The following is a 24,974-nucleotide window of genomic DNA, read 5'->3' as shown; positions in this document are numbered from 1 at the left end:
CGGTGCCTTCGTGGGCGCCCCGGGGCCGGGTCTCAGCGGGACTCAGTAGGTCTTTGAAGCGAAAACGTCGAATCGGGCAGGATGCACAAGCGGGGTGCTTCGCGATCAGGCCTTGATCTTGAAGCTGTCGGCGTACTTCTTGGGATCCTTGCCGTCCCATACGGTACCGTCGATCATCTTGCTGGTGCGCATCACATCCTTGGGGATGGGCACGCCCATGGCGCTGGCCGCCTGCTTGTACAGATCGACCTTGTTGACCTGCTTGGCCACGCCCAGGTAATCCGGGTGGTCTTTCAGCAGGCCCCAGCGCTTGTGCTGGGTCAGGAACCACATGCCATCGCTCAGGTACGGGAAGTTGACCTTGCCGTCATTGAAGAACTTCATGTGGTTGGGATCGTCCCAGGTCTTGCCCAGGCCGTTCTGGTAGCGGCCCAGGATGCGCTGGTTGATGGCGTCCACACCCGTGTTCACATAGGACTTGGCAGAGATCGTCTCGGCCATCTTCAGCTTGTTCTGCAGGCCGGCGTCGATCCACTTGCTGGCTTCCAGGATCGCCATGATCACGGCGCGGGCGGTGTTAGGGTACTTCTTGACGAACTCGTCCGTGGCGCCCAGCACCTTTTCGGGGTGGTCCTGCCAGATGTCCTGGGTGGTGACGGCGGTGATGCCGATGCCGTCCATGATGGCGCGGTGGCCCCAGGGCTCGCCCACGCAGTAGCCGTCCATGTTGCCCACGCGCATGTTGGCCACCATCTGCGGCGGGGGCACGGTGATGACCTTGGCATCCTTCATCGGGTTGATGCCGTAGGTGGCCAGCCAGTAGTACAGCCACATGGCGTGCGTGCCGGTGGGGAAGGTCTGCGCGAAGGTGTATTCGCGCTTTTCGGTGGCCATCAGCTTGGCCAGCGAAGGGCCATCCACGGCCTTCTTGTCGGCCAGGGCTTTTGAGAGCGTGATGGCCTGGCCGTTGTTGTTCAGGCTCATCAGCACGGCCATGTCCTTCTTGGGGCCCCCGATGCCCAGCTGCACGCCGTAGATCAGGCCGTACAGCACGTGGGCCATGTGCAGGTCGCCGTTCACCAGCTTGTCGCGCACACCGGCCCAGGAGGCTTCCTTGGTCGGGATGATCTTGACGCCGTACTTCTTGTCGAAGCCCAGCACCGAGGCCATCACGACGGAGGCGCAGTCGGTCAGCGGGATGAAACCGATCTTGACTTCTTCCAGCTCGGGCTTGTCGGAGCCTGCGGCCCAGACAGCGGACTGGAGTCCGGGCACAGCGCCGACGGCACTGGCGGCGGCTGCGGTTTTCAAGACGGTGCGGCGGGTCATTTTCAGATCCTGCGAGTTCATGTGGCAAGCGTTCCTGTTTGCGAAAAACAAAAAAGGTGTCTCGGTGGATCCGCCGTGCATGCACGGTTGCTCCATCGATGACACCTTTGTCGGAAGCTTGGGTTTCCCTACATCGGGCCCCAACGCGAGGCAGAGTCGCCGTTGACCCTGCGTGCAGGCATTTATGCAATCGCTGTGCCAGCCTTTCGCGGGCCTCTCGCAGGTTTTTTTGCGCCGATGTGGTGCGGTGATGCCGCTTGGGCGTGCGGTGGCGATCCGTTGTTGATCAGCCGTGCGCCGTTGTCGATCAGCCCAGCAGATCGGCAGCGTCGATCAGGCGCTGGGCCACTTCGGCCAGCTTGATGCCTTTGTCCATCGCGGCCTTGCGCAGGCGGGCATAGGCCTCCTGCTCGCTCAGGCCTTGGCGTGACATCAGCAGGCCCTTGGCGCGATCGACCACCTTGCGCTCTTCCAGCTGGCTCTTGGCATCGGCCAGTTCGCGGCGCAGTTTTTCCTCTTGCTCGAAACGGGCCATGGCCACGTCGATCACCGGCTTGATGCGCTCAGACGGCACGCCCGAGGCCACATAGGCCGACACGCCGGCCGCAATCGCGCGGCGCACGTGGCTGGTGTCTTCATCATCCGAGAAGAGCACGATGGGGCGGCGTTCGTCGCGCGTAGCCATCACCACGTGCTCCAGAATGTCGCGGCCTTGCGACTCGGCATCCACCACGATCATGTCGGGCTGTATCTGCGCGATGCGGTCGGGCAGGAAGTGGTCGCCGGGCAGGGTGGCGACCACGTTGTAGCCGGCCTCCAGCAGAGCCATGCGCAGGATCCGCGAGCGCTCGACCTCGGCCGCCTCGTCGTCGTCGGGCTCGAAGGACAAGTGCACGGGCAGGACGATCACCAGCCGCAGGTCTTTCGCAATGCTCATGGGGTGGCATCATGCAACAAGTACGCCCGTTGGCGCATCCGCCTACACTGGCGGGATGTCAGTTGTTACCCACATTCCCGGGGGGCAGGGGGCCGATGCGGCCGATCAGCTCGTGCTGGGCATCGAATCTTCTTGCGACGAAACCGGCGTGGCGCTGGTGGCGCTGCCGCCGCAAGGCCCCGCGCGCCTGCTCGCACACGCGCTGCACAGCCAGATCGACATGCACCAGGCCTATGGTGGCGTGGTGCCCGAGCTGGCCTCGCGCGATCACATCCGCCGTGTTGTGCCGCTGGCGCGGCAGGTGCTGGCCGAATCGGGGCATGCGCTGCCTGATGTAGACCTGATCGCCTACACACGGGGGCCGGGGCTGGCGGGGGCACTGCTGGTGGGTGCAGGCGTGGCCTGTGCGATGGGCGTGGCGCTGGGCAAGCCCCTGCTGGGCGTGCACCACCTCGAAGGCCATCTGCTGTCGCCGTTCCTGTCGGCCGATCCGCCCGAGTTTCCCTTCGTGGCGCTGCTGGTGTCGGGCGGGCACACCCAGTTGATGCGCGTCGATGGCGTGGGCCGCTATGAGCTGCTGGGGGAGACTGTGGACGATGCGGCCGGTGAGGCGTTCGACAAATCTGCCAAGCTGATGGGCTTGCCGTATCCCGGCGGGCCGCATCTGTCGAAGTTGGCCACCGAGGGCCGTGCCGATGCCTTCGAGCTGCCTAGACCCATGCTGCACAGCGGCAACCTGGATTTCTCGTTCGCGGGCTTGAAGACGGCGGTTCGCACGCATCTGGTGCGGCTGAACCTGCTGGACGACGTGGCGGGGCTGGCTGCGGCTGAAAACCGTGTGGTGCTGGCGGATCTGGCGGCGTCGGCGCAATCGGCGATCGTCGAGGTGCTGGTGAAGAAATCGCTGGCGGCGCTGAAGGCCACGGGCTTGAAGCGGGTGGTGGTGGCGGGCGGGGTAGGGGCCAATCGGTTGCTGCGCGAGCAACTGGACCAGGCTTGTGCCCGGCGCGGCATCCGGGTGCACTACCCGGAGATGCATTTGTGCACGGACAACGGGGCGATGATTGCTTTGGCGGCGGCGATGCGGCTGCAATCCGGGTTGGCTGAGCCGACGCGGGAGCCTGTGTTCGATGTGAAGCCGCGGTGGGATTTGTCGGCTGCCTGAGTTTGTTTTTTTGCCTGCATGGGGCAGGGCGCTTCGGGTGGCAGCGCGGGGCGGGGTCTGAGCCGGCATCCGGCCGGGCTTCAATGTTGTCGGTCCTGCCTGCGGCAGGACTGCTCTCCGGTGCTCGTACGGGACGGGTGGCTGCGCAACTCGGCCCTGCGGGCCTCAAACATGCTCGCCATCCCCTGGCCATAGGCCAGGGGCAGACCTGTCCCTGCCTGCGCGCCTGCGACGCCAACAAGGCGCCCGGCCGGATGCCGGCTCAGCCCTTTGGTGCCCCGCTCTCCGCATGCGGAGGGTGTTGTCCTCGGCGGCTTGGGCGCGCAGGCCGTCATACGCACGGACCTTCTGCGCACGCCACCAGCGGGGCGAAACAGGGATGTGGGGGCCGCCGGCAGGGCGCCTTGTTGGCGCCGAGCAGCGGAGCGGCGAGGTGGGCATGTGCGTAGCACATGCTTCGTCATCTGACTGGCCGCATCTGTTTGAACGCAGCGGCCTTCGGCCGCGGAGTGAGTTATGCGGCCCCACCTCGCCGTGAGCAGCACAGGGGAGTCACGCCCTTGGCGTGACCGCCAACAAAGAAGCCCTGCCGGCGGCCCCCACATCCCGCGCCCCGCGCTGCCCCGAAAAAGCGCCAGCCTCCTCGAATGAAGAAGGGCATAGCTTCAGAGAGCACCTACAGGGCGAAAGACCGCCCAGCCCCACCCCAGCCGCCCCTGATTTCGCAGAAGGGCGGGTTTCTGCTACACTGGCGAGCTTGCCGTACCGCAAAGTGCGGCATTTCGCACGGCCCGGGTCGGTTTCACCTGGTGCCGCAAGTTCAACGCAGAAACCGAAGCGCCCGGCCGTTTTCATGGCCAGACAGGGTTGCCAAGGCTCTGCACATGCTGTTTAGGAAACACACCATGTCCGTCGCAGACCTCAACAAGGCTGAGATCGTCAAGTCGAACGCCCGTGCCGCCAACGACACCGGATCCCCCGAAGTGCAAGTGGCCCTGCTGACCGCTCGCATCAACGAACTGACCCCGCACTTCAAGACCCACAAGAAGGACCACCACGGTCGTCGCGGTCTGCTGCGCATGGTCAGCCGTCGTCGCAAGCTGCTCGACTATCTCAAGTCCAAGGATGCTGACCGCTACGTGGCCCTGATCCAGAAGCTGGGCCTGCGCAAGTAAGCACCGCATGACGACAAAAAGCCTGTCTGGTTCTTCCCAGCACAGGCTTTTTGTTTTTCAACGCCAACCACTCGATCAAGCGACCGCTGTGTCATTCCAGCAGGCCCTCGGCCTCCAAGGCCCCCGCAGGCCCTGCTGGAATGGCATCGCGACAGAGTGAACGGCACCTCATAAAACGGAGAACACTTCCATGAGCTTGTTCAACAAAGTCACCAAGTCCTTCCAATGGGGCGACCGCACGGTCGTGATGGAAACGGGCGAAATCGCCCGCCAGTCCACCGGCGCCGTCGTCGTTGACATCGAAGGCACCGTCGTGCTTGCCACCGTGGTGTGCGCCAAGAACGCCAAGCCCGGCCAGGATTTCTTCCCCCTGACCGTCGACTACATCGAGAAGACCTACGCCGCCGGCAAGATCCCCGGCAGCTTCTTCAAGCGCGAAGCCAAGCCCAGCGAGCACGAAACGCTCACCTCGCGCCTGATCGACCGCCCGATCCGCCCGCTGTTCCCCGAAGGCTTCTTCAACGAAGTGCAGCTGGTCATCCATGTGGTGTCGCTGAACCCCGACGTGTCGGCTGACATCGCCGCCATGATTGCCTCCAGCGCCGCGCTGTCGATCTCCGGCATCCCCTTCAACGGCCCCATCGGTGCCGCCCGCGTGGGCTACATCAACGGCGAGTACGTGCTGAACCCGGGCCCGGCCCAAGTGGCTGAGTCCAAGATGGACCTGATCGTCGCCGGCACCGAATCCGCTGTGCTGATGGTCGAATCCGAAGCCGACCAGCTGTCGGAAGACGTGATGCTGGGTGGCGTGGTCTACGGCCACGAGCAAGGCAAGATCGCCATCAACGCCATCCATGAGCTGGTGCGCGAAGCCGGCAAGCCCGAATGGCAGTGGGAAGCTCCCGCCAAGGACGAAGACTTCATCGGCAAGGTCAATGCCCTGGCCGAAGAGAAGCTGCGCGCCGCCTACCAGATCCGCTCCAAGCAGCAGCGCACGCAGGCCACCCGCGCCGCCTACGCTGACGTCAAGGCTGCCCTGACGGCCGAAGGCATCGCGTTCGACGGCGTCAAGGTCGAGGGCCTGCTGTTCGACATCGAAGCCAAGATCGTGCGCAGCCAGATCCTGGCCGGCGAGCCCCGCATCGACGGTCGCGACACCCGCACCGTGCGCCCCATCGAGATCCGCACCGGCGTGCTGCCGCGCGTGCACGGCTCGGCCCTGTTCACCCGTGGTGAAACCCAGGCCCTGGTCATCGCCACGCTGGGCACGGAACAAGACGCCCAGCGCATCGATGCCCTGACCGGCGACTTCCGCGACACCTTCCTGTTCCACTACAACATGCCTCCGTTCGCCACCGGCGAAACGGGCCGTGTGGGCAGCCCCAAGCGCCGCGAAATCGGCCACGGCCGCCTGGCCAAGCGCTCGCTGGTGCCCCTGCTGCCCCCGAAGGACGAGTTCGCCTACACCGTGCGCGTGGTCTCCGAGATCACCGAATCCAACGGTTCGTCGTCGATGGCCTCCGTCTGCGGCGGCTGCCTGGCGCTGATGGACGCCGGCGTGCCCATGAAGGCGCACGTGGCCGGTATCGCCATGGGCCTGATCAAGGACGGCAACAAGTTCGCCGTGCTGACCGACATCCTGGGCGATGAAGATCACCTGGGCGACATGGACTTCAAGGTGGCCGGTACCACCGGCGGCATCACTGCCCTGCAGATGGACATCAAGATCCAGGGCATCACCAAGGAAATCATGCAGGTGGCGCTGGCGCAAGCCAAGGAAGCCCGCCTGCACATCCTGGGCAAGATGGTCGAAGCCATGGGCACGGCCAACACCGAAGTCTCGGAGTTCGCGCCCCGCCTGTACACCATCAAGATCAATCCCGAGAAGATCCGTGACGTGATCGGCAAGGGTGGCGCCACCATCCGTGCCCTGACCGAAGAGACCGGCTGCCAGATCAACATCTCCGAAGATGGCACCGTCACCGTGGCCTCCACCGACGCCGCCAAGGCCGACATCGCCATCAAGCGCATCGGCGAGATCACGGCCGAGGTCGAGATCGGTGCCGTCTACGAAGGCGCCGTCACCAAGCTGTTCGACTTCGGTGCCCTGGTGAACCTGTTGCCCGGCAAGGACGGCCTGCTGCACATCAGCCAGATCGCCCACGAGCGTGTCGAGAACGTCGGCGACTACCTCAAGGAAGGCCAGGTCGTGAAGGTCAAGGTCCTGGAGACCGACGAGAAGGGCCGCATCAAGCTGTCCATGAAGGCCCTGCTGGAGCGCCCTGAGGGCATGCCCGAGCGCGAAGAGCGCGGTGACCGTGGTGATCGCCCCCGCCGTGAGCGTAGCGATCGCGGCGACCGTGGTGATCGCGGAGACCGCGGTGACCGTGGCGAGCGCCGTGAACGCGCCCCCCGCGCCGAGCAGCAGGCCGCCGACAACGGTGATGCCGGCGAGCAGCAGCAACAGCAGCAACAGTGATGGCGGCCATGAAGAAGCTGGTTGTTGGTAACTGGAAGATGCACGGCAGCCGTTCGGTCAACGCCGAACTGCTGCAGGGCCTGCTGGCGGCCGACCTGTCCACGTCTGCGCCCCGCGCGGATGTGGCGGTCTGTCCGCCCTTCGTCTACCTGGCCGATGCGGTGGCCGCCCTGCAGGGCGGCGCCATCGCAGTCGGTTCGCAAGACGTGTCCGTGCAGGCGCAAGGCGCCTTCACGGGCGAGGTGGCCGGCCCCATGCTGCGTGAGCTAGGCGTGCGTTACACCATCGTCGGCCATTCCGAGCGCCGCACCTACCACGCCGAGAGCGATCAGCTCGTGGCAGACAAGGCCCGCGCGGCCCTGTCGCACGGCCTGGTGCCCATCGTGTGTGTGGGTGAGACACTGGCTGAACGTGAAGCCGACCAGACCGAGGCCGTCGTCGGCCGCCAGCTTCAGGCCGTGATCGACACCCTGGGTGCCGATCTGGTCCGTGTCGTGGTGGCCTATGAGCCCGTGTGGGCCATCGGCACCGGCAAGACCGCGTCGCCCGAGCAGGCTCAGGCCGTGCACGCCTTCCTGCGTGCGCGCCTGACGGCCGCCCAGGCGGATGCCGCTCGTGTACCGCTGCTCTACGGTGGCAGCGTCAAGCCCGACAACGCCGCCGAACTGTTTTCGCAAGCCGACATCGACGGTGGCCTGATCGGTGGCGCCTCCCTGAAGGCGGCCGATTTCGCCGCCATCGCGCGGGCCGCCTGACGGCCCTGCGTTCCGAAGGTTAGGAGTTTTCTTTCATGCAAGTGTTACTTCTTCTGGTTCAGCTGGCGGCTGCGTTCGCCATGATCGTGCTGGTGCTGGTGCAGCACGGCAAGGGCGCCGACATGGGTGCCTCGTTTGGCGGTGGTTCCTCCGGCAGCCTGTTCGGCGCCACCGGCAGCGCCAACTTCCTGTCGCGCTCCACGGCGGCGGCGGCCACGGTGTTCTTCGTGAGCACCCTGGCGCTGGCCTACATCGGCAGCCGGGGCGATGCCCCTGCGGCGCAGGGTAGTGTGCTCGATCAGGCGGCCAGCGCGCCGGCCTCTGCAGCAACCCCGGCGGCCGTGGTGCCGTCCGCTCCCGTCACCCCGGCTTCGGGCGCGGCGCTCATCCCTACCAAATGAGGGTGAACAGAGGGGCAATGCCTGAGCAAATTGGGCACCCCTCTGGGGCATAACCTGAAAAAGGGTTACAATGAGAGGCTTCGGTGAGCGATGCTTTTACCCTTGGTAAAGCAAGCCCTCATGCAAGCCGAAGCTGTGATGAAACCGGCCTTAGGGCCTGTTTTGCCGACGTGGTGAAATTGGTAGACACGCTATCTTGAGGGGGTAGTGGCGAAAGCTGTGCGAGTTCGAGTCTCGCCGTCGGCACCAGAGAATTCATAGAGTCTTCGTGCCCTCACACACAATGATCAGCCCCATTCGCATGACCAAGGTTGATCAAGGGCAGGCAAGTGTCCGCTTCCGGTCTGGTGGTGGTGTTGCAGCAGTGTTGTTGGTGGTACGCGAGGCTCAAGCGGGCGCGTTGAGGGTTTGGCAAGGATGGTCACGTGTTTGACGTGGCCAGGTGCTAGGCTCCCAGCGCGCTTTTTTGTTGGGCTTTTTTGTTGCGCTGCTCGTCGGGCGATGACCACCGGGCGGCAAAGGGATCTGATCCATGTTCAGCCTTGAGCAATACCTTCCTGTCATCCTGTTCATCCTCGTGGGTGTGGGTGTGGGCGTTGCCCCACAGTTGCTGGGCTTCCTGCTGGGCCCGCGCCGACCGGATCCGGCCAAGAACTCTCCCTACGAGTGCGGCTTCGAGGCCTTCGAGGATGCGCGCATGAAGTTCGACGTGCGCTACTACCTCGTGGCCATCCTGTTCATCCTGTTCGACCTCGAAATCGCCTTCCTGTTCCCCTGGGCCGTCGCGCTCAAGGAAATCGGCGCCGTGGGCTTCTGGACCGTCATGCTCTTCCTGGGCATCCTGGTGGTCGGCTTTGTCTACGAATGGAAGAAGGGCGCGCTGGACTGGGAGTGATCTCCCGTTCAGAAACCGTTGTCGTCGAGCATCAGCATTCAAGGTAGCACCACATGGGTATCGAAGGCGTCTTCAAAGAAGGCTTCATCACCACCACGGCCGATTCGCTCATCAACTGGTCCAAGACCGGTTCGATGTGGCCCATGACCTTCGGTCTGGCCTGCTGCGCGGTGGAGATGATGCATGCGGGTGCGGCCCGTTATGACATCGACCGCTTCGGCATGCTGTTCCGCCCCAGCCCTCGCCAGTCCGACCTGATGATCGTGGCCGGCACGCTGTGCAACAAGATGGCACCCGCCCTGCGCAAGGTGTACGACCAGATGGCCGAGCCCCGCTGGGTGCTGTCCATGGGCTCGTGCGCCAACGGCGGCGGCTACTACCACTACAGCTATTCGGTCGTGCGTGGCTGCGACCGCATCGTCCCGGTCGATGTGTACGTGCCGGGCTGTCCGCCCACGGCAGAGGCGCTTCTCTACGGCATCTTGCAACTGCAAGCCAAGGTCCGACGAGAAAACACCATCGCCCGCTGAGCCCGCAACGCCCGTTCAAGCCCTAAGTCCCCACCATGAGCCTGAAACTCGACACCCTGGAAGCCACGCTGCAGAGCGTGCTGGGCGACGCCGTTGCGCGCCTGGACCGCGAGCGCGGTGAACTCACCCTCACGGTCAAGGCCGCCAACTACCTGCAGACCGCCGCCACGCTGCGCGATCACGACCAGCTGCGTTTCGAGATCCTGATCGACCTGTGCGGCATGGATTACTCGGCCTATAAGGATGGCGCCGAATCGCAGTTCGCAGAAGGCCCGCGCTACGCCGCCGTGCTGCACCTGCTGTCGGTCGAGAAGAACTGGCGCCTGCGCGTGCGCGTGTTCGCCCCCGATGACGAGTTGCCCATCGTGGCCTCGGTCAACCCGATCTGGAACGCCGCCAACTGGTTCGAGCGCGAGGCCTTCGACCTGTACGGCATCGTGTTCGAAGGCCACGAAGACCTGCGCCGCATCCTGACCGACTACGGCTTCATCGGCCACCCCTTCCGCAAGGACTTCCCGGTCTCGGGCCACGTCGAGATGCGCTACGACGCAGAGCAAAAGCGCGTGATCTACCAGCCCGTCACCATCGAGCCGCGCGAGATCACCCCGCGCATCATCCGTGAAGACAACTACGGCGGGCTCAAGTAATCATGGCTGACATCAAGAACTACACCCTGAACTTCGGCCCGCAGCACCCGGCCGCGCACGGCGTGCTGCGCCTGGTGCTCGAGCTGGACGGCGAAGTCATCCAGCGCGCTGACCCGCACATCGGCCTGCTGCACCGTGCCACCGAGAAGCTGGCCGAATCGAAGACCTTCATCCAGTCGCTGCCCTACATGGACCGCCTGGACTACGTCTCGATGATGTCCAACGAGCACGCCTACTGCCTGGCCATCGAGAAGCTGATGGGCATCGATGTGCCGCTGCGTGCGCAGTACATCCGCGTGATGTTCTCCGAGATTACCCGCATCCTGAACCACTTGATGTGGCTGGGCGCGCACGGTCTGGACTGCGGCGCGATGAACATCTTCATCTACTGCTTCCGTGAGCGTGAAGACCTGTTCGACCTGTACGAAGCCGTGTCGGGCGCGCGCATGCACGCCGCCTACTTCCGTCCGGGCGGTGTCTACCGCGACCTGCCGGACACGATGCCGCAGTACAAGGTCAACAAGATCAAGAACCAGCGCGCCATCAACGAGCTGAACAAGAACCGTCAAGGCACGCTGCTGGATTTCGTCGACGACTTCACCCAGCGCTTCCCGCGCCTGGTCGATGAGTACGAGACCCTGCTGACCGACAACCGCATCTGGAAGCAGCGCACTGTCGGCATCGGCGTGATGACGCCCGAGCGCGCCATGAACATGGGCCTGACGGGCGCCATGCTGCGTGGCTCCGGCATCGCGTGGGATCTGCGCAAGACGCAGCCCTACGAGGTCTACGACCGCCTGGACTTCGACATCCCCATCGGCAAGAACGGTGACTGCTACGACCGTTACCTGGTGCGCGTCGAAGAGCTGCGCCAGTCCAACCGCATCATCAAGCAGTGCGTGGACTGGCTCAAGGCCAACCCGGGCCCCGTCATCACCGACAACCACAAGGTCGCTCCGCCCTCGCGCGTCGAGATGAAGTCGTCGATGGAACAGTTGATCCACCATTTCAAGCTGTTCACCGAAGGCTTCCACGTGCCTGAAGGCGAGGCCTACGCCGCCGTCGAACACCCCAAGGGTGAGTTCGGCATCTACCTGGTCAGCGACGGGGCCAACAAGCCTTATCGCCTCAAGATCCGCGCCCCCGGTTTCGCGCACCTGGCCGCCCTCGACGAAATGTCGCGTGGCCACATGCTGGCAGACGCCGTGGCCATCATCGGCACGATGGACATCGTGTTCGGCGAGATCGATCGATAGTCAACCCTGGCATCAACCAGCGAGACAGACTCCCCTATGTTGAGCGAACAAACCAAAGCGCGTTTCGACCGCGAAATCGCCAAGTACCCGGCCGACCAGCGCCAGTCCGCCGTGATGGCCTGCCTGACCATCATCCAGGAAGAGCGTGGCTGGGTCTCGCCCGAGAGCGAGCAGGAGATTGCTGACCACATCGGCATGCCGGCCATCGCCGTGCATGAGGTCACGACCTTCTACAACATGTACAACCAGCAGCCGGTGGGCCGTTTCAAGGTCAACGTCTGCACCAACCTGCCGTGCCAGTTGCGTGATGGCCAGAAGGCGCTGGAGCACCTGTGCCACAAACTGGGCATCGAGGCGGGCGGCACCACGGCCGATGGCTTGTTCACCGTGCAGTACGGCGAGTGCATGGGCGCCTGCGCCGACGCGCCCGTGATGCTAGTGAACGACCAGCAGATGGTGAGCTTCATGAGCGAAGAGCGGATCGACGATCTGGTCGATACGCTCAAGTCGCAGGCCCGTTGAACGACCAGGCCAAGGACACACCGACATGCTTGACCTCTCGAAATTCCAGTCGACCGGCAAGGAGACCGTCTTCCACGGTCGCCACATCTCCCCCCAGATCTACGCCGACCTGAACGGCAGCAATTGGGGCCTGCAGGATTACCAGGCGCGCGGCGGCTACCAGGCCTTGCGCAAGATCCTGGGCCTGGACGGCGGCGAGGGCATGACGCCCGAGCAGGTGATCGCCGACGTGAAGCTCTCGGCCCTGCGTGGCCGTGGCGGCGCCGGTTTCCCCACGGGCCTGAAGTGGAGCTTCATGCCCCGCGCCTTCCCGGGCCAGAAGTACCTGGTGTGCAACTCCGACGAAGGTGAGCCGGGCACGTGCAAGGACCGCGAGATCCTGATGTACAACCCGCACATCGTGATCGAGGGCATGGCCATCGCCGCGTACGCGATGGGCATCAGCGTGGGCTACAACTACATCCACGGCGAAATCTTCGAGGTGTACAAGCGCTTCGAGGCCGCCCTGGAAGAGGCCCGTGCCGCGGGCTTCCTGGGTGACAACATCCAGGGCAGCAACTTCAGCTTCCAGCTGCACGCGCACCATGGTTTCGGCGCCTACATCTGCGGTGAAGAAACCGCGCTGCTGGAATCGCTCGAAGGCAAGAAGGGCCAGCCCCGCTTCAAGCCGCCGTTCCCGGCCAGCTTCGGCCTGTACGGCAAGCCCACCACGATCAACAACACCGAGACATTTGCCGCGGTGCCCTGGATCATCCGCAACGGCGGCCAGGCCTTCCTCGACACCGGCAAGCCCAACAACGGCGGCACCAAGCTGTACTCCGTCAGCGGTGACGTGGAGCGCCCCGGCAACTACGAGATCCCGATGGGCACGCCGTTCTCGGTGCTGCTGGATCTGTGCGGTGGCGTGCGTGGCGGCAAGAAGCTCAAGGCCGTGATCCCTGGCGGATCGTCGTCGCCCGTGCTGCCGGCCCACATCATGATGGACTGCACGATGGACTATGACTCCATCGCCAAGGCCGGCTCCATGCTGGGCTCGGGCGCGCTGATCGTGATGGACGAGACCCGCTGCATGGTCAAGAGCCTGCAACGCCTGTCGTACTTCTACATGCACGAAAGCTGCGGCCAGTGCACGCCGTGCCGCGAAGGCACGGGCTGGCTGTGGCGCATGGTCGATCGCATCGAGACGGGCCACGGCCGCGTCGAAGACATCGACCTGCTGAACTCCGTGGCCGACAACATCCAGGGGCGCACCATCTGCGCCCTGGGCGATGCCGCCGCCATGCCGGTGCGCGCATTCATCAAGCACTACCGCGATGAATTCCTGCACCACATCGAACACAAGACCTGCACGGTCCCGACCTATGACTAAGTGCCCCCACGCTCCTTCGTCGCTGCCCCCCGCGGGGGCTGGACTGACTTGGGACGGCCCGGCGCCAGTCCGTAAAGGTGAGTAAACGCTATGGTTGAAATCGAACTCGACGGACAGAAGGTCCAGTGCCGCGAAGGCAGCATGGTGATGCATGCCGCCGAACAGGCCGGCACCTACATCCCGCATTTCTGCTATCACAAGAAGCTCTCGATCGCCGCCAACTGCCGCATGTGCCTGGTGGACATCGAGAAGGCGCCCAAGCCCATGCCCGCCTGCGCCACGCCCGTGACGCAAGGCATGATCGTGCGCACCAAGAGCGACAAAGCCATCAAGGCCCAGCAGGGCGTGATGGAGTTCCTGCTGATCAACCACCCGCTGGATTGCCCGATCTGCGACCAGGGCGGTGAATGCCAGTTGCAGGATCTGGCCGTGGGCTACGGCGGTTCCGCTTCGCGCTATCAAGAAGAAAAGCGCGTGGTGTTCCGCAAAGATGTGGGCCCGCTGATCTCGATGGAAGAGATGAGCCGCTGCATCCAGTGCACCCGCTGCGTGCGCTTCGGCCAGGAAGTGGCTGGCGTGATGGAACTCGGCATGATCCACCGCGGTGAGCATTCCGAGATCACCACCTTCGTGGGCAACACCGTCGATTCCGAACTGTCGGGCAACATGATCGACATCTGCCCCGTCGGCGCGCTGACCAGCAAGCCCTTCCGTTACAGCGCCCGCACGTGGGAGCTGTCGCGCCGCAAGAGCGTCAGCCCGCACGACAGCACCGGCGCCAACCTGGTCGTCCAGGTCAAGAACGGCAAGGTGCTGCGCGTGCTGCCGCTGGAGAACGAAGACGTCAACGAGTGCTGGATCGCCGACCGCGACCGTTTCAGCTACGAGGCCGTCAACAGCGAAGAGCGCCTGACCAAGCCCATGCTCAAGCAGGGCGGCCAGTGGCGCGAGGTCGACTGGACCACCGCGCTGGAGTACGTGGCCAATGGCCTCAAGGGCGTGAAGAACGACCACGGCGCCGCCGCCATCGGCGCGCTGGCCACCGAGCACAGCACCATCGAAGAGCTGTACCTGCTGGGCCAACTGGTCCGCGGTCTGGGCAGTGAGAACGTTGACACCCGTCTGCGCAACGCCGAGTTCACGCCAGGGCCGGGCGCCCGCTGGCTGGGCCTGCCCGTGGCTGGCCTGTCCACGCTGGACGCTGCCCTGGTGGTCGGCTCCTTCCTGCGCAAGGACCACCCGCTGTTCGCCTCGCGTCTGCGCCAGGCTGCCCGCAAGGGTGCCGCCATCAGCGCGATCGGTGCGACGACGGACGACTGGCTGATCCCGCTGGCGCAACGCGTCACCGTGGCGCCCAGCGCCTGGGCCCAGGCCCTGGCCGACGTGGCCGTCGCCGTGGGCGAGGCCAAGGGCGTGTCCGCCCCTGCGCAAGGCAATGCCACGCAAGCCGCACAGGCCATCGCGCAATCGCTGATCGACGGCGCCAACAAGGCCGTGCTGCTGGGCAATGCCGCCGCGCAGCATCCTAACGCCTCCGGCCTGCAGGCCCTGGCGCAGTGGATCGCCACGCAGACCGGCGCTTCCTTCGGCTTCCTGGGCGAATCGGCCAACACGGTCGGCGCGCAACTGGTGGGCGCACAGCCTGGCCAGGGCGGTCTGAACGCTGGCCAGATGCTGAGCGGGCAGGGCCTTAAGGCTGTGCTGCTGCTGGGCGTCGAGCCCCAGTACGACATGGCCAACCCGGCTGCCGCGCGCGCTGCGCTGGCCAACGCCGAGATGGTCGTGTCGCTGTCGCCGTTCAAGACGGCCGCCAACGAGTTCGCCGACGTGCTGCTGCCCATCGCCCCGTTCACCGAAACCTCGGGCACCTTCGTCAACGCCGAAGGCCGCGTGCAGAGCTTCCACGGTGTGGTCAAGCCCCTGGGCGATGCGCGTCCGGGCTGGAAGGTGCTGCGCGTGCTGGGCACGATGCTGGACCTGCCGGGCTTCAACGCCGACACGTCCGAGCAGGTCAAGGCCCAGGCGCTGGGTGATCTGTCCACGATCCCCTCGCGCCTGTCCAACCAGACCAGCGCTGCCGCCACGGTCAACGCCTCCACGGGCGGCCTGGAACGCATCGCCGAACTGCCCATCTACAGCGCCGACGCGCTGGTGCGCCGCTCGCCCGCGCTGCAGGCCACGGCTGATGCCGCCGCCCCGGTGGCCAGCCTGCCGCAGGCCCTGTGGGCCGAGCTGGGCTTGGCCGAAGGCGCTCAGGGCGCCCAGGTCAAGGTCTCGCAGGATGGAGGCTCCGCCGTGCTGAACGCCGTGCTCGATGCCAGCCTGCCCGCCAACGTGGTGCGCGTGCCGGCCGGCCATCCGCTGACCGCCTCGCTGGGCGCCGCTTTCGGCGCCGTGCGTGTCGACAAAGCCTGAAGCAGGGGGATAGGACACCATGATTGACACCCTCTACAACGCCGGCGCCGCCCACCTGGGCGCTGCCTGGCCCCTGGTCTGGTCGCTGATCAAGATCGTGGCGCTGCTGCTGCCCCTGCTGGGCTGCGTGGCCTACCTGACCCTGTGGGAGCGCAAGGCCATCGGTTGGTCGCAGATCCGCCCGGGCCCGAACCGCACGGGCCCCGCCGGTCTGCTGCAGCCCATCGCCGACGCCGTCAAGCTGATCTTCAAGGAGATCATCGTGCCGACGGCCTCGCACAAGGGCCTGTTTTTCCTGGGCCCGATCATGACGATCATGCCGGCCCTGGCCGCCTGGGCCGTGATCCCCATGGGCCCGGATGCCGCGCTGGCCAACGTCAACGCCGGCCTGCTGTTCCTGATGGCCATCACCTCGCTGGAGGTCTATGGCGTGATCATCGCCGGCTGGGCCTCCAACTCGAAGTACGCCTTCCTGGGTGCGCTGCGCGCATCGGCCCAGATGGTGTCCTACGAAATCGCCATGGGCTTCTGCTTCGTGGTGGTGCTGATGACGGTCGGCTCGCTGAACATGACCGACATCGTGGTCAGCCAGAACACCGGCATGTTCGCCAGCATGGGCGTGAACATCCTGTCGTGGAACTGGCTGCCGCTGCTGCCGATCGCCGTGGTGTACTTCATCTCGGGCCTGGCCGAAACCAACCGCCACCCCTTCGACGTGGTCGAAGGCGAATCGGAAATCGTGGCCGGCCACATGGTCGAGTACTCGGGCATGGCCTTCGCCATGTTCTTCCTGGCCGAGTACGCGAACATGATCCTGGTGTCGGCCCTGGCCGTGCTGATGTTCCTGGGCGGCTGGGCCGCGCCGGTGTCCTTCAGCGCCTTCGGCATGGAAACGCCGGGCTGGATCGAAAGCACGATCTGGTTCTGGAACTGGGTGTGGCTGTTCGGCAAGACGTTTGTGGTCGTGACCCTGTTCCTGTGGGTGCGCGCCTCGTTCCCGCGCTTCCGCTATGACCAGATCATGCGTCTGGGCTGGAAGATCTTCATCCCCGTCACCCTGGTGTGGCTGGTGGTCGTAGGCCTGTGGATCCAGTCGCCCTGGAACATCTGGAAATAAGGAAGGGACTCACCATGACAACCGCATTGGCGTCCTTCAAGGATTTCTTTTCGAGCTTCCTGCTGATCGACTTCCTCAAGGGGTTCGGCGTGACGGGCAAGCACTTCCTGTCCAAGAACATCACCATCCAGTTCCCGGACGAAAAGACGCCGCTGTCGCCGCGTTTCCGCGGGCTGCATGCCCTGCGCCGCTATGACAACGGCGAAGAGCGCTGCATCGCCTGCAAGCTGTGCGAAGCCGTCTGCCCGGCCATGGCCATCACGATCGAATCCGACGTGCGTGACGACGGCACCCGCCGCACCACGCGCTACGACATCGACCTGACCAAGTGCATCTTCTGTGGCTTCTGCGAAGAGAGCTGCCCCGTCGACTCCATCGTCGAAACGCACATCTTCGAATACCACGGCGAAAAGCGCGGTGATCTGTACTTCACCAAGGACATGCTCCTGGCGGTGGGTGATCGCTACGAGAAGGACATCGCTGCCACGAAGGAGGCGGACGCGAAATACCGCTGATCCGAGACCCCCATGCAAACAACGACCCTGCTTTTCTACATCTTCTCGCTGGTGCTGGTGTACGCGGCCTTCCGCGTCATCACCGCCAAGAGCCCCGTGAGCGCGGCGCTGCACCTGGTGCTGGCCTTCTTCAACGCCTCGTGCGTGTGGATGCTGCTGCAAGCCGAGTTCCTGGCCATCACCCTGGTGCTGGTCTACGTGGGCGCGGTGATGGTGCTGTTCCTCTTCGTCGTGATGATGCTCGACATCAACATGGACTCGCTGCGGCGCAACTTCTGGAAGCACTTCCCGGTAGCCGGCATCATCGGCGCGATCATCGCGGTCGAGATGGCCTTCGTGCTGGTGCGCGGCTTCGATGTCAAGGAAGCGGCCCCGTTCGCGCCTGAAGTGGCCAAGGTGGCCAACACCAAGGCGCTGGGCATCGACCTGTACACCAACTACCTGTTCCCGGTACAGGTGGCAGCCGTGATCCTGCTGGTGGCCATCATCGCCGCCATCGCGCTGACGCACCGCGCCCGCAAGGATGCCAAGGGCCAGAACCCGTCCGAACAGGTTCGCGCCAAGAAGGCCGACCGCCTGCGCATCGTGAAGATGGCCCCTGTGATCGAGCAGCCCTCGGTACCGCCCGCCGCTGCCGACGCCGCTCCCACGGCACCCACCCAAGGAGGCCAGGCATGACCGGCATCACCCTCGGACATTACCTGTCGCTCGGCGCCATCCTGTTCTCCCTGTCGGTGATTGGGATCTTCCTGAACCGCAAGAACCTGATCGTGCTGCTGATGGCCATCGAGCTGATGCTGCTGGCCGTCAACCTGAACTTCGTGGCCTTCTCGCACTACCTGGGCGACATGGCAGGGCAGGTCTTCGTGTTCTTCATCCTGACCGTCGCGGCCGCCGAGTCGGCCATCGGTCTGGCCATCCTCGTCGTGCTGTTCCGCAATCGCTCGTCGATCAACGTGGACGAACTCGACACGCTCAAGGGCTGACCGGCCGACGCTAGGAGAGATACAACAATGTCAGAACTTTCTGTCAACTCGCTGCTGGCGGTGCCCCTGGCCCCGCTGGTCGGCGCCATCGCCGCCGGTCTGTTCGGCAAGGTGATCGACCGGCGCGGCGCGCACGTCATCACCATCCTGGGGGTGCTGGTGTCCTTCATCATCTCGGTGATGGTGCTCAAGGACGTGGTGGGCGGCGCGCGCTTCAACGCCACCGTCTACGAGTGGATGACGCTGGGCACGCTGAAGATGGAAGTCGGCTTCATGGTCGATGGCCTCACGGCGATGATGATGTGCGTGGTGACCTTCGTGTCGCTGATGGTGCACATCTACACCATCGGCTACATGGAAGAGGACGACGGCTACCAGCGCTTTTTCAGCTACATCTCGCTGTTCACCTTCTCGATGTTGATGCTCGTGATGAGCAACAACCTGCTGCAACTGTTCTTCGGCTGGGAAGCGGTGGGCCTGGTGTCCTACCTGCTGATCGGCTTCTGGTTCAAGAAGCCCACGGCCACCTTCGCCAACATGAAGGCCTTCCTGGTCAACCGTGTGGGTGACTTCGGCTTCATCCTGGGCATCGGCCTGCTGCTGGCCTACACCGGCACGCTCAACTACACCGAGCTGTTCGCCAAGGCCGGCACGCTGACCACGCAGACCCTGCCGGCCACCGACTGGGCGCTGATCACCGTGATCTGCGTGTGCCTGTTCATCGGCGCGATGGGCAAGTCGGCGCAGTTCCCGCTGCACGTGTGGCTGCCCGATTCGATGGAAGGCCCGACGCCCATCTCCGCGCTGATCCACGCCGCCACCATGGTGACGGCCGGCATTTTCATGGTCACGCGCATGTCGCCGCTGTTCGAGCTGTCCGACGCCGCGCTGAACTTCATCCTGGTGATCGGCTCGATCACGGCGCTGTTCATGGGCTTTTTGGGCATCATCCAGAACGACATCAAGCGCGTGGTGGCCTACTCCACGCTGTCGCAGCTGGGTTACATGACAGTCGCCCTGGGCGTGTCGGCCTACAACGTGGCCGTGTTCCACCTGATGACGCACGCCTTCTTCAAGGCACTGCTGTTCCTCGGCGCGGGCTCGGTGATCATCGGCATGCACCACGATCAGGACATCCGCAACATGGGCGGCCTGTGGAAGTACATGAAGATCACGTGGATCACGTCGCTGCTGGGCTCGCTGGCCCTGATCGGCACGCCGTTCTTCTCGGGCTTCTACTCCAAGGACTCGATCATCGAGGCCGTGCACGCTAGCACGCTGCCCGGTGCTGGCTTTGCCAACTTCGCGGTGCTGGCCGGTGTGTTCATCACGGCGTTCTACAGCTTCCGGATGTACTTCCTGGTCTTCCATGGCAAGGAACACTTCCACCACAAGCCCTTCCCGGGCGAGCATGACCACCACGATGATCATGACGACCATGGTCACGGCCACGACGATCACCACGCGCACACGCCGCACGAATCGCCCTGGGTGGTGACGGCGCCGCTGCTGCTGCTGGCGATCCCCTCGGTGGTGATCGGCTTCCTGGCGATCCAGCCGATGCTGTTCGGCGATTTCTTGAAGGACGCGATCTTCGTGGACGCGGCACGCCACCCGGCCATGGCCGAACTGGCCGAGATGTTCCACGGTGCCACTGCCATGGCGACCCATGGTGTGCAGACCGCGCCGTTCTGGCTGGCGCTTGCCGGTGTCGTCACGGCCTACGTGTTCTACATGATGTACCCGCAGATCCCGGCGTTCTTCGGCCGCGTGCTGCGCCCGCTGATCGTGATCGGCGAGAACAAGTACTACCTGGACTGGTTCAACGAGAACGTGCTGGCCCGTGGTGCGCGCCTGCTCGGCCGTGGCCTGTGGAAGGTGGGTGACCAGACGCTGATCGATGGCCTGCTGGTCAACGGCTCGGCCAAGCTGGTCGGCCTGACCGCCTCGCTGGTCCGCCTGTTCCAGACGGGTTACCTCTATCACTACGCGCTGGTCATGATCCTGGGGGTGTTCGCCCTCATGACCTGGTTCGTGTTCTGGCAGCACTGAGCACGGGGCCCGCACATGCAAACAATGAACTACATCCTCTCCCTGTCCATCTGGGTGCCGGTGGCCTTCGGCCTGCTGCTGCTGGTCGCTGGCCGGCAGGACAACGCCAAGGCCACTCGCTGGATCGCCTTGGTCGGCGCCATCGCCGGCTTCCTGGTCACCATCCCCCTGATGACCAGCTTCGACGAGACGACTGCCGCGATGCAGTTCGTCGAGAAGGCCGCCTGGATTGAACGCTTCAATGTGTTCTACCACCTGGGCGTGGACGGCATCTCCATGTGGTTCGTGCCGCTCACGGCCTTCATCACGATCATCGTGGTGCTGGCCGGCTGGGAGGTCATCGAAGACCGCCCGCACCAGTACTACGGTGCCTTCCTGATCCTGTCGGGCCTGATGGTCGGCGTGTTCTCCGCCCTGGACGGCATGCTGTTCTACGTGTTCTTCGAGGCCACGCTGATCCCGATGTACATCATCATCGGTGTGTGGGGCGGCCCTCGTCGCGTGTACGCGGCCTTCAAGTTCTTCCTGTACACATTGCTCGGCTCGCTGCTGATGCTGGTGGCGCTGATCTTCCTGTACTACAAGTCTGGCGGCTCCTTCCAGATCACCGACTGGCACAAGCTGCCGCTGCCCGCCACGCCGCAGGCCCTGCTGTTCGGCGCCTTCTTCGCGGCCTTCGCCGTGAAGGTGCCGATGTGGCCGGTGCACACCTGGCTGCCCGATGCCCACGTGGAAGCGCCGACCGGTGGTTCCGTCGTGCTGGCGGCGATCATGCTGAAGCTGGGCTGCTACGGCTTCCTGCGCTTCGTGCTGCCCATCGTGCCTGATGCGGCCCACCAGTTCGCGCCGGCGGTGATCACGCTGTCGCTGATCGCGGTGATCTACATTGGCCTGGTGGCCATGGTCCAGCAGGACATGAAGAAGCTGGTGGCGTATTCGTCCATCGCGCACATGGGTTTCGTGACCCTGGGCTTCTTCATCTTCAATGAGCTGGGCATCGCCGGCGGCCTGGTGCAGATGATCGCCCACGGCTTCGTGTCGGGCGCCATGTTCCTGGCCATCGGCGTGCTGTACGACCGCGTGCACTCGCGTGAGATCTCCGCCTACGGCGGTGTGGTCAACACCATGCCCAAGTTCGCCGCCTTCGCGCTGTTCTTCGCCATGGCCAACTGCGGCTTGCCGGGTACCGCCGGCTTCGTGGGCGAGTGGATGGTGATCCTGGGCGCCGTGCAGTACAACTTCTTCATCGGCCTGCTGGCGGCCACCGCCCTGATCCTGGGCGCCGCCTACACGCTGTGGATGTACAAGCGCGTGTACTTCGGTGACGTCACCAACGACAACGTGCGCGGCCTGACCGACATCAACGCGCGCGAGTTCCTGATCATGGCCATCCTGGCGGCCGCCGTGCTGTGGATGGGCATCCAGCCCAAGCCCTTCACGGACGTGATGCACGTCTCGGTGACCGAGCTGATCAAGCACGTGTCGCAAAGCAAGCTGAATTGACGACGAAGGTTCACACCAAATGAACAACATGAACTGGCTCGCGGTGGCGCCCGAGATCTTCCTGCTGGCGATGACCTGCGTCATCGCCCTGGTGGATCTGTTCGTCACATCCCCTCGCCGCCGTCCGACCTACCTGCTGACCATGCTGACCCTGGCCTGCGTGGCCGGCCTGCACATCGGGTACCTGGACAACCCGACCTCGGGTTATGCCATGCAGGGCATGCTCGTGATCGACGCCATGGGCCACCTGCTGGCCCTGTGCGCCACGCTGGCCGTGATGGGCGGCCTGGTCTACGCGCAGGTCTATGCCGGCGACCGGGACATCCTCAAGGGTGAACTCTTCACCCTGAGCCTGTTCTCGCTGCTGGGCATCTCGATCATGATCGCCGGCAACAACTTCCTGGTCATCTACCTGGGCCTGGAGTTGATGTCGCTGTCGCTGTACGCCCTGGTGGCGCTGCGCCGCGACCATGCCGCATCGACCGAAGCCGCCATGAAGTACTTCGTGCTGGGCGCGCTGGCCTCGGGCTTCCTGCTCTATGGCCTGTCGATGATGTACGGCGCCACCGGCTCCCTGGACATCAACGAGGTCTACAAGGCCACGCTGACCGGCCAGATCAACAAGCAGGTGCTGACCTTCGGCCTGGTGTTCATCGTGGCTGGCCTGGCCTTCAAGCTGGGTGTGGTGCCTTTCCACATGTGGGTGCCCGACGTGTACCAGGGCGCCCCCACGGCCGTCACGCTGATGGTGGCCGGCGCGCCCAAGCTGGCTGCGTTCGCCATCACTGTGCGCCTGCTGGTCGAAGGCCTGATCAACTCCGCCACCGACTGGCAGCAGATGCTGACCGTGCTGGCCGTGTGCTCGATGGTGGTGGGCAACCTGGCCGCCATCGCGCAGACCAACCTCAAGCGCCTGCTGGCCTACTCCGGTATCGCGCAGTTGGGCTTCATGCTGCTGGGCTTCGTGCCCAGCGTGGTAGCCGGCAATACCGTGTCCGCCGGCAACGGCTATGGCTCGTCGCTGTTCTACGTGATCACCTATGTGCTGACCACGCTGGGCACCTTCGGCCTGGTGATGTTGCTGTCGCGCCCGGGCTTCGAATCCGAACAGGTCTCCGACCTGGCCGGCCTGGCCAAGCGCAGCCCGCTGCTGGCCGCCGTGATGGCGGTGTTCATGTTCTCGCTGGCCGGCATCCCGCCGACGGTGGGCTTCTACGCCAAGCTGGCCGTGCTGCAGTCGCTGATCACGACCAACTCGACCTGGCTGATCCAGCTGTCCATCATCGCTGTGCTGCTGTCGCTGGTCGGTGCCTACTACTACCTGCGTGTCGTCAAGGTCATGTACTTTGACGAGCCCACCGACACCACCCCGGTGGTGCAGGGTGGTGAGGCCCGTGCGCTGCTGTCGGCCAACGCAGCGGCCGTGCTGCTGCTGGGCATCCTGCCCGGTGGCCTGATGGCCCTGTGCGCCCGCGTGATCACGCAATCGCTGGCGGGCTGACCGCTGCGGTGAAGTAAAGAAACCCGCATGAACGGCCTGGTGCCCGCCTGGGCGGTGATCAGTGTGCTGGTGGTGGCCCTGGTGGCCGCCAACCTGCCGTTCATGAACCAGCGCCTTTTCCTGGTGGGGCCGGCGCGCAAGCCCAAGCCCACCTTCTGGCATGTGCTGGAACTGCTGGTCTACGCCGTGCTGGTGGCCCTGCTGGGGCGCGTGCTGGAAGCGCACGTGGGCCAGGCAGCCCCGCAGCGCTGGGAGTTCTACGCCATCTGGGGCTGCGTCTTCCTGACGCTGGCCTTCCCGGGCTTCGTGTGGCGCTATCTGCGCCGAGGGGCTCGCCGATGAGCGGCGCGCCTTCACAGCCCCCTGAGCCCAACGACGGCGACCGCCACCTGCGCGAGACGCTGGTGGAGGCCGAACTGCTCGAGCAGGGCAAGTTCCTGCAATGGCGCCGTGATCGGGTGCAACTGCCCGATGGCCGCGAGGCCACGCGCGAGTACGTGGTGCACCCGGGCGCCGTGATGGTCGTGCCCATCCTGCCCGATGGGCGCCTGGTGATGGAGCGCCAGTTCCGCTACCCCGTGGGCATGACGATGATCGAGTTCCCGGCCGGCAAGCTTGACGCCGGTGAAGGCAGCTTGGCCTGCGCGAAGCGCGAACTGCTCGAAGAGACGGGCTATGTGGGTCGCCTCTGGGCCCGTGCCGGTGTGATGCACCCGGTGATCGGCTACGCCACCGAGTTCATCGAGATCTGGTTTGCCCAGGATCTGACCCTGACCGAACGCCACCTGGACGATGGCGAGTTCCTCGACGTCTTCGCGGCCACGCAGGATGATCTCGAGGCCTGGATGCAGCAGGGCAAGCTGACGGATGCCAAGACCATCGTCGGCATGATGTGGCTGCGGCAGTGGCGCGCAGGTGCATGGCCGCTGGACTGGCAGGACGTGCCCGGCTGACGTCTTTTTGCCAAGGCCTTGTTGGCTTGGTGCACCCGAAGTTCCCGCGAACTTGCCAGGATCCCCGCATCTGAGGGGCGGCTCAGGCTTTATGGCGCCTGGTGTGGGCAACCTTGATCCGCTCGGATCGCGTTGGGTCAGATCGTCATCGCAGTGAGCGTCCGGGCATCACACGTTGACAAGCAGTCGCCCGGAATCAGGCGGCCGCAGGCACCCAGTGAGTTTGCCCTTGATTGCCGAAATTCTTGGAATCTATCCGTAAATTATATTTGCGCGTAGTGGTACTTTGCGGAACGCAATGATGGCAGCAGCCAGATGGTTGAGCGCAAGGAAGCTGCGTTCCAACTTCTCGTATCGCACGAGGAGTTTGCGGAACCGATTGAACCAACTATGGCAAACCTCGACAACCCAGCGGCGCGCCTTCTTCTTCGGATCACGTCGCTTGTTGTCGGCCTCTTTGCGCCGATCAACC

The 24,974-nt window shown here is 64.5% G+C and carries 24 protein-coding genes and 1 tRNA gene; 22 read left to right on the top strand and 3 right to left on the bottom strand.

The genetic code is table 11. The annotated features are described in order from the left end of the window. Positions 1 to 105 precede the first annotated feature (105 nt). Complete coding sequence (locus WAQ08_RS16605) at positions 106 to 1,329, bottom strand: CmpA/NrtA family ABC transporter substrate-binding protein (protein ID WP_422193046.1); 1,224 nt, start codon at positions 1,327 to 1,329, stop codon at positions 106 to 108. A gap of 307 nt (positions 1,330 to 1,636) precedes the next feature. Further along, positions 1,637 to 2,266, bottom strand: coding sequence for an ANTAR domain-containing response regulator (locus WAQ08_RS16600; RefSeq protein WP_422193044.1), 630 nt, complete (start codon positions 2,264 to 2,266; stop codon positions 1,637 to 1,639). 55 nt (positions 2,267 to 2,321) lie between these two features. Between WAQ08_RS16600 and tsaD the strand changes: the two genes are divergently transcribed. From tsaD to WAQ08_RS16490, 22 genes are all read left to right on the top strand, one after another. Next, positions 2,322 to 3,431: a tRNA (adenosine(37)-N6)-threonylcarbamoyltransferase complex transferase subunit TsaD gene (tsaD, locus tag WAQ08_RS16595; RefSeq protein ID WP_422193042.1), complete on the top strand. Its 1,110-nt coding sequence runs from the start codon at positions 2,322 to 2,324 to the stop codon at positions 3,429 to 3,431. A gap of 905 nt (positions 3,432 to 4,336) precedes the next feature. Beyond that, positions 4,337 to 4,606: a 30S ribosomal protein S15 gene (gene rpsO, locus WAQ08_RS16590; RefSeq protein WP_422193041.1), complete on the top strand. Its 270-nt coding sequence runs from the start codon at positions 4,337 to 4,339 to the stop codon at positions 4,604 to 4,606. A 190-nt stretch (positions 4,607 to 4,796) separates the two neighbouring features. Then, on the top strand, positions 4,797 to 7,085 hold the full coding sequence (gene pnp / locus WAQ08_RS16585; RefSeq protein WP_422193039.1) for a polyribonucleotide nucleotidyltransferase: 2,289 nt from the start codon (positions 4,797 to 4,799) through the stop codon (positions 7,083 to 7,085). Further along, positions 7,085 to 7,840 carry a triose-phosphate isomerase gene (gene tpiA / locus WAQ08_RS16580; protein WP_422193037.1) on the top strand — a complete coding sequence of 252 codons (756 nt, stop codon included), beginning with the start codon at positions 7,085 to 7,087 and terminating at the stop codon, positions 7,838 to 7,840. Before pnp ends, tpiA begins: the two co-directional genes overlap by 1 nt. Before the next feature lie 35 nt (positions 7,841 to 7,875). Further along, the gene (gene secG, locus WAQ08_RS16575; protein WP_422193036.1) at positions 7,876 to 8,241 is read left to right on the top strand and encodes a preprotein translocase subunit SecG; all 366 of its coding nucleotides are present in this window, start codon (positions 7,876 to 7,878) and stop codon (positions 8,239 to 8,241) included. Positions 8,242 to 8,405: 164 nt separating this feature from the next. Next, positions 8,406 to 8,490: transfer RNA gene (locus tag WAQ08_RS16570), tRNA-Leu, on the top strand. 283 nt (positions 8,491 to 8,773) lie between these two features. Further along, the gene (locus WAQ08_RS16565; RefSeq protein WP_422193034.1) at positions 8,774 to 9,136 is read left to right on the top strand and encodes an NADH-quinone oxidoreductase subunit A; all 363 of its coding nucleotides are present in this window, start codon (positions 8,774 to 8,776) and stop codon (positions 9,134 to 9,136) included. Between the two features lie 53 nt (positions 9,137 to 9,189). Beyond that, positions 9,190 to 9,666, top strand: coding sequence for a NuoB/complex I 20 kDa subunit family protein (locus tag WAQ08_RS16560; protein ID WP_422193032.1), 477 nt, complete (start codon positions 9,190 to 9,192; stop codon positions 9,664 to 9,666). 35 nt (positions 9,667 to 9,701) lie between these two features. Then, positions 9,702 to 10,313, top strand: coding sequence for an NADH-quinone oxidoreductase subunit C (locus tag WAQ08_RS16555; protein ID WP_422193030.1), 612 nt, complete (start codon positions 9,702 to 9,704; stop codon positions 10,311 to 10,313). 2 nt (positions 10,314 to 10,315) lie between these two features. Beyond that, positions 10,316 to 11,569: an NADH-quinone oxidoreductase subunit D gene (locus WAQ08_RS16550; RefSeq protein WP_422193028.1), complete on the top strand. Its 1,254-nt coding sequence runs from the start codon at positions 10,316 to 10,318 to the stop codon at positions 11,567 to 11,569. 36 nt (positions 11,570 to 11,605) lie between these two features. After that, positions 11,606 to 12,091 (top strand): NADH-quinone oxidoreductase subunit NuoE, encoded by a 486-nt coding sequence (gene nuoE, locus WAQ08_RS16545; RefSeq protein ID WP_422193026.1) that lies wholly within the window; start codon positions 11,606 to 11,608, stop codon positions 12,089 to 12,091. 25 nt (positions 12,092 to 12,116) lie between these two features. Next, on the top strand, positions 12,117 to 13,460 hold the full coding sequence (nuoF, locus tag WAQ08_RS16540; RefSeq protein WP_422193025.1) for an NADH-quinone oxidoreductase subunit NuoF: 1,344 nt from the start codon (positions 12,117 to 12,119) through the stop codon (positions 13,458 to 13,460). A 90-nt stretch (positions 13,461 to 13,550) separates the two neighbouring features. Then, the gene (gene nuoG / locus WAQ08_RS16535; RefSeq protein WP_422193024.1) at positions 13,551 to 15,875 is read left to right on the top strand and encodes an NADH-quinone oxidoreductase subunit NuoG; all 2,325 of its coding nucleotides are present in this window, start codon (positions 13,551 to 13,553) and stop codon (positions 15,873 to 15,875) included. Positions 15,876 to 15,894: 19 nt separating this feature from the next. After that, complete coding sequence (gene nuoH / locus WAQ08_RS16530; RefSeq protein WP_422193022.1) at positions 15,895 to 16,992, top strand: NADH-quinone oxidoreductase subunit NuoH; 1,098 nt, start codon at positions 15,895 to 15,897, stop codon at positions 16,990 to 16,992. A 14-nt stretch (positions 16,993 to 17,006) separates the two neighbouring features. After that, positions 17,007 to 17,507: an NADH-quinone oxidoreductase subunit NuoI gene (gene nuoI, locus WAQ08_RS16525; protein ID WP_422193020.1), complete on the top strand. Its 501-nt coding sequence runs from the start codon at positions 17,007 to 17,009 to the stop codon at positions 17,505 to 17,507. A gap of 12 nt (positions 17,508 to 17,519) precedes the next feature. Then, positions 17,520 to 18,185 carry an NADH-quinone oxidoreductase subunit J gene (locus WAQ08_RS16520; protein ID WP_422193018.1) on the top strand — a complete coding sequence of 222 codons (666 nt, stop codon included), beginning with the start codon at positions 17,520 to 17,522 and terminating at the stop codon, positions 18,183 to 18,185. Further along, positions 18,182 to 18,493 carry an NADH-quinone oxidoreductase subunit NuoK gene (gene nuoK / locus WAQ08_RS16515; protein WP_125241785.1) on the top strand — a complete coding sequence of 104 codons (312 nt, stop codon included), beginning with the start codon at positions 18,182 to 18,184 and terminating at the stop codon, positions 18,491 to 18,493. The genes WAQ08_RS16520 and nuoK overlap by 4 nt, the downstream gene beginning before the upstream one ends. A gap of 27 nt (positions 18,494 to 18,520) precedes the next feature. Next, complete coding sequence (gene nuoL / locus WAQ08_RS16510) at positions 18,521 to 20,545, top strand: NADH-quinone oxidoreductase subunit L (RefSeq protein ID WP_422193017.1); 2,025 nt, start codon at positions 18,521 to 18,523, stop codon at positions 20,543 to 20,545. A 24-nt stretch (positions 20,546 to 20,569) separates the two neighbouring features. After that, entirely contained in the window at positions 20,570 to 22,048 is a 1,479-nt protein-coding gene (locus WAQ08_RS16505; protein ID WP_422193096.1) for an NADH-quinone oxidoreductase subunit M, read from the top strand. A 19-nt stretch (positions 22,049 to 22,067) separates the two neighbouring features. Next, positions 22,068 to 23,549, top strand: a complete 1,482-nt coding sequence (gene nuoN / locus WAQ08_RS16500) for an NADH-quinone oxidoreductase subunit NuoN (protein WP_422193015.1) — start codon at positions 22,068 to 22,070, stop codon at positions 23,547 to 23,549. A 27-nt stretch (positions 23,550 to 23,576) separates the two neighbouring features. Then, positions 23,577 to 23,891 (top strand): DUF2818 family protein, encoded by a 315-nt coding sequence (locus tag WAQ08_RS16495; protein ID WP_422193014.1) that lies wholly within the window; start codon positions 23,577 to 23,579, stop codon positions 23,889 to 23,891. After that, positions 23,888 to 24,502, top strand: a complete 615-nt coding sequence (locus tag WAQ08_RS16490) for an NUDIX domain-containing protein (RefSeq protein ID WP_422193012.1) — start codon at positions 23,888 to 23,890, stop codon at positions 24,500 to 24,502. Before WAQ08_RS16495 ends, WAQ08_RS16490 begins: the two co-directional genes overlap by 4 nt. A 252-nt stretch (positions 24,503 to 24,754) precedes the next feature. On the opposite strand, the gene WAQ08_RS16485 is transcribed toward WAQ08_RS16490, so the two are convergent. Further along, positions 24,755 to 24,974: transposase (locus WAQ08_RS16485; RefSeq protein WP_422193011.1), on the bottom strand; the 220-nt coding region annotated here is incomplete at its 5' end.

This window comes from Aquabacterium sp. (assembly GCF_049274795.1).
Classification (GTDB): domain Bacteria; phylum Pseudomonadota; class Gammaproteobacteria; order Burkholderiales; family Burkholderiaceae_C; genus Aquabacterium.
The sequence above is the reverse complement of the archived record's forward strand: the minus strand, read 5'-3'. Positions and strand labels throughout refer to the sequence as shown.